Here is a 506-nt window from a genome sequence, read left to right as displayed (position 1 = left end):
CATCCGTGACGCCACCAAGCGACTGACCTCGATGGTCGATCACCTGATCTCCGATGCCATGGCGGACGCTTTCGATATCACCATCCGCCGTGAGCCGGTCGATCTGGCGACGCTGGTCCGGGACGTTGCGGAAGCGAACCGGCCGTCTGCCGTGAACAAGCAGCAGGATCTCTCCGTCTCGGCGCCGGAGCACCACGATCTCACCATGTGCGATGCCGACCGGATGCGCGAAGCGATCGACAATCTCGTCAGCAACGCCATCAAATACAGCCCCATCGGCGGCAAGATCGCGCTGCTCATCGCGGGCGACGCCGATTATGTCCGCATCAGCATCAGCGACGAAGGTCCCGGCCTGTCGCCGGAAGATCTCGACCGTCTGTTTGGCCGTTTCCAGCGGCTTTCAGCCAAGCCGACCGGTGGTGAAAGTTCGACCGGCCTCGGCCTGTCGATCGTCAAACGCAACATCGACATGCATGGCGGCGAGGTAAATGCAGACAGTCCAGGTC

The 506-nt window shown here is 62.1% G+C and carries 1 protein-coding gene; it reads left to right on the top strand.

Annotated elements, in window-relative coordinates:
- Positions 1-31: 31 nt before the first annotated feature.
- Positions 32-506 (top strand): sensor histidine kinase (locus ACXJKG_RS21445; RefSeq protein WP_456847731.1); only part of this gene is annotated, 475 nt, incomplete at its 3' end.

The organism is Cellulomonas sp. P5_C6 (assembly GCF_054049635.1).
Note: the sequence above shows the minus strand (reverse complement) of the source record. Positions and strands in the feature narration are given on the sequence as shown.